Origin of the sequence: Mycobacterium sp. (assembly GCF_019243155.1) — a bacterium.
GTDB lineage: Bacteria > Actinomycetota > Actinomycetes > Mycobacteriales > Mycobacteriaceae > Mycobacterium.
On sequence record NZ_JAFAUS010000052.1, the window covers coordinates 1 to 3289 of the forward strand.

General features: G+C 66.6%; 3 protein-coding genes, 1 tRNA gene and 1 pseudogene. 4 read left to right on the top strand and 1 reads right to left on the bottom strand.

Annotated elements, in window-relative coordinates; genetic code table 11:
• Nucleotides 1-1069 (top strand): lipid-transfer protein (locus JOZ00_RS02635; RefSeq protein ID WP_293339231.1); only part of this gene is annotated, 1069 nt, incomplete at its 5' end.
• A gap of 88 nt (nt 1070-1157) precedes the next feature.
• On the opposite strand, the gene JOZ00_RS02640 is transcribed toward JOZ00_RS02635, so the two are convergent.
• Nucleotides 1158-1775: an ANTAR domain-containing response regulator gene (locus tag JOZ00_RS02640; RefSeq protein WP_293339232.1), complete on the bottom strand. Its 618-nt coding sequence runs from the start codon at nt 1773-1775 to the stop codon at nt 1158-1160.
• A gap of 114 nt (nt 1776-1889) precedes the next feature.
• On the opposite strand from JOZ00_RS02640, the gene JOZ00_RS02645 reads away from it, so the two are divergent.
• From JOZ00_RS02645 to JOZ00_RS02655, 3 genes and pseudogenes are all read left to right on the top strand, one after another.
• Nucleotides 1890-1966: transfer RNA gene (locus tag JOZ00_RS02645), tRNA-Leu, on the top strand.
• 65 nt (nt 1967-2031) lie between these two features.
• The gene (locus JOZ00_RS02650; protein WP_293339234.1) at nt 2032-2811 is read left to right on the top strand and encodes a cutinase family protein; all 780 of its coding nucleotides are present in this window, start codon (nt 2032-2034) and stop codon (nt 2809-2811) included.
• A gap of 116 nt (nt 2812-2927) precedes the next feature.
• A pseudogene (locus JOZ00_RS02655) lies at nt 2928-3289 on the top strand (hypothetical protein); the annotation flags it as partial.

Here is a 3289-nt window from a genome sequence, read left to right on the forward strand (position 1 = left end):
GATCCAGCTGGTCGCCGGCGCCGACACCATCCGCAACGGCTACCCGGGCTTCATCGCCGGGTCGACGTTCGCGCAGAAGCTCGGCTGGAACGGCGTGCCGGTCAGCTCGAGCTACGCCGCCTGTGCCAGCGGCTCCCAGGCGCTACAGAGCGCCCGCGCGCAGATCCTGGCCGGGTTCTGCGACGTCGCGCTGGTGATCGGCGCCGACACCACGCCGAAGGGCGCGTTCGCCCCGGTCGGTGGGGAACGCAAGAACGACCCCGACTGGCAGCGCTTCCACCTCATCGGCGCGATGAACCCGGTGTACTTCGCGCTGCTGGCGCGCCGCCGGATGGACCTCTACGGCGCCACAGCCCAGGACTTCGCCGGGGTGAAGGTGAAGAACTCGCGCCACGGCCTGCAGAACCCGAATGCCCGCTACCGCAAGGAGGCGTCGGCCGAAGACGTGTTCGCCAGCCCGGTCGTCGCGGACCCGTTGCGGCAGTTGGACATCTGCGCCACCTCCGACGGCGCGGCCGCGCTGATCGTGGCCAGCGCGGATTTCGCCCGCAAGCATCTCGGCTCGCTCGACGGCGTGCCGTCGGTGCGCGCGGTCAGCACGGTCACCCCGCGCTATCCGCAACACCTGCCCGAATTGCCCGACATCGCAACGGATTCCACCGCGGTGGTGTCCGGCCCCGATCGGGTGTTCAAGGACCAGATCCTGGATGCGGCCTACGCGGAAGCGGGCATCGGACCCGAGGACGTGAGCCTGGCCGAGGTCTACGACCTGTCCACCGCCCTTGAGCTCGACTGGTACGAACACCTGGGGTTGTGCCCCAAGGGAGAAGCCGAGGAACTGCTGCGCAGCGGCGCGACCACCATCGGGGGCCGGGTGCCGGTCAACCCGTCGGGCGGCCTGGCATGCTTCGGCGAGGCGATTCCCGCCCAGGCGATAGCGCAGGTCTGCGAGTTGACTTGGCAGCTGCGGGGTCAGGCCACCGGCCGTCAGGTGGAGGGCGCCACCGTCGGCGTCACCGCCAACCAGGGCCTGTTCGGGCACGGCTCGTCGGTGATAGTGGCCCGTTAGGGCTTTTCAGACTCTTCCTGCCTCGAGTGTGCAATTGCGGCGGCCCCGCTCGGCGTGCCGTCGCCGTGAGCGCACACTCGACGGGCGATCAGCCCTCGTCGTCTTTGTCGAGCGTCTCCAAGACGACTTCGGCCACCCGCTTCATGGTGGTCCGGCGGTCCATCGCGGCGCGCTGAATCCACTTGAAGGCCTCGGGCTCGGTCATGCCCTGTTTGGTCTGCAGCAGGCCCTTGGCACGTTCGACGACCTTGCGGGTCTCCAGCCGTTCGGACAGCGTCGCGACCTCGCGTTCCAGCTCGGCGATCTCGCTGAAGCGGCTGACGGCCAGCTCGATGGCCGGGATCAGGTCGCTGATCGTGAAGGGCTTCACCAGGTACGCCATGGCGCCGGCGTCGCGGGCACGCTCGACCAGGTCGCGCTGGCTGAATGCCGTCAGCACGACGATCGGCGCGATCCGTTTGCTGGCAATCTCCGACGCCGCGTCGATCCCGTCGCGACGCGGCATCTTCACATCCATGATCACCAGGTCGGGCCGATGGGCTTCGGCCAGCTCGACGGCTTCCTGCCCGTCGCCGGCCTCGCCGACGATCTCGTAGCCCTCCTCTCGCAGCATCTCGGCGAGATCCATCCGGATGAGGGCTTCGTCTTCGGCGATCAGGACCCGGCGCGGCACAGCGGCGTCGGTGTCGGTCGTGGGGCCTGTCATGACGGATATTGTGTCGTGCACGCCTCGCACCAGCGACCTCGGGGGCGGTGAGACGGCGAACCTCACTCAATCCTTTATGGTGGGAGGCTGCTTCTACGTTAAGAGGCCGGGTAAGCCCTCGTATCCCAACTGGCAGAGGAAACGGATTCAAAACCCGTCCAGTGTGAGTTCGAATCTCACCGAGGGCACCACTTGCGGCAGGTCGGCGCGGTTAAAAATCGCGGTTTAGAAGTCAGATTGCCGGGCACACAGCGGCATGACCGCACGTCACAGCCCTCGTCTCCTTGCTCCTGCGATCGTCGCGGCGTCGGGTGCTGCCGCTTCGACCTTCGGGCTTGCCCTCCCCTCCGCCGCCGCCGATGCGTGTCCGGACGTGCAGGTGCTCTTCGCCCGCGGCACCGACGACCCACCCGGTGTCGGCCCGACCGGCCAGGCATTCGTCGACTCCCTGCGCCCGCGCGTCGGCGCAAAGTCGTTCGACGTATATCCGGTCGACTACCCCGCGACTCATGAATGGACGAGCGCCGGGGAGGCCGGCGTCAGAGATGCGGGTGCACACGTCGTGGCGATGGCGCACAACTGCCCCAACACCAACATGGTGCTGAGCGGTTATTCGCAGGGCGCGGCCGTCATGGGTTTCGTCACCTCGGTTGCCGTACCTAATGGGATCGACCCGGCCACGGTGCCCAAGCCGATGGAACCCGAGGTGGCCAACCACATCTCCTCGGTCGTGCTCTTCGCGTTGCCGAGCGACCGGGCGATGAACTTCTTCGGCGAGCCACCGGTCGCCATCGGCCCGCTCTATCAGGCCAAGACCATCAAGGTGTGCGCAGCCGAGGACCCGATCTGCTCCGAGGGAATGAATTTCGCCGCACATGACACGTACTCGACCAACGTAGCGATGATTGACAAAGGCGCGGCCTTCGCGGCCAGTCGCCTCGACCAGGGTCCGCGCGTCCCACCGAGTGCGCGTCCCGGTGCGCCGACGACGGTCGCCGGGTCTCCGCTATCAGGGGTTGTGACAGCTAATCCCTGACGGGGGTTTCCGCCGCCTTCCTGCAGATTCGAGTAGTCGATTACGCATGCGCTAGCAAAACGCGTTATGACAGGCTCGGGTTTGCTTATTGCTGTCGCATTCGAAGGGGTCGGTCAATGAGCATCCTGTCGCACCCCCAGTGGACTGGTCCGCATAACACCAACCCGGAAAAGAACCCGGAACCCGTTGCCGGCAGATATTTCTCGGCAGACGGTGACACCGAGCCCAAGGCGACGTCGCGAATGCGACGCCGGCGATCGTCAGTCTGGCGCGAACAGGTGCGCAGCAGGCTCGCCGATTTGCACGTCGAACTCGAGAGTTTGCCCGCGGCAGTGATGTCGGACGCTTGGCGAACCGATGCGCGGCGCCGCCACCATGAGGCAACCGCGATCATCAATCGCAACCCGAGCCTGGTCAGCGCATGGACCGGTGTCGATGTTGAGGGGACGTGGATGAGAATCCACGCCATCGAAGTCGC